This is a genomic window from Liquorilactobacillus ghanensis DSM 18630 (genome assembly GCF_001435235.1).
Taxonomy (GTDB): Bacteria; Bacillota; Bacilli; order Lactobacillales; family Lactobacillaceae; genus Liquorilactobacillus; species Liquorilactobacillus ghanensis.
This window is the reverse complement of record NZ_AZGB01000021.1, coordinates 1-486: the sequence shown is the minus strand read 5'-3', so window position 1 is coordinate 486 and position 486 is coordinate 1. Positions and strand designations below refer to the sequence as shown.

The 486-nt window shown below is 34.2% G+C and carries 1 pseudogene; it reads left to right on the top strand.

The features are described 5' to 3' along the window. Positions 1 to 130: 130 nt before the first annotated feature. Positions 131 to 463: pseudogene (gene tnpA / locus FC89_RS09190) on the top strand (IS200/IS605 family transposase); the annotation flags it as partial. Between the last annotated feature and the right edge of the window lie 23 nt (positions 464 to 486).

The following is a 486-nucleotide window of genomic DNA, read 5'->3' as shown; positions in this document are numbered from 1 at the left end:
GTGCGTGCGAAACAAAAAACCACCTGCTTTGCGGGTGGAAAAACAAGTGGTTAAACCAAAACGCCCCCATAAGATTTAGAATGTAGGTGTCAAAGCCAAACATTTAAAAATCGAAAGGGGACGCTAAGAATTGGCAAATAAACTAAATAGTCTTGCACATACAAAATGGTTATGCAAATACCATGTTGTATTCACACCAAAGTATAGAAGAAAAATCATATATAATCAATATCGACGAGATTTACAAAATGATATTAGATTATTATGTCAGTACAAAGGTGTAAAAATTATAGAGGGGCACATGATGCCGGATCATGTTCATTTGCTTTTAAGCATTCCACCCAAAATAAGTGTTTCAAGTTTTATGGGGTATTTAAAAGGGAAAAGTGCATTAATGATGTTCGATCAACATGCGAATTTAAAGTATAAATTTGGGAATCGCCATTTTTGGTCAGAAGGATATTAAGTTAGTACAGTAGGAATGAA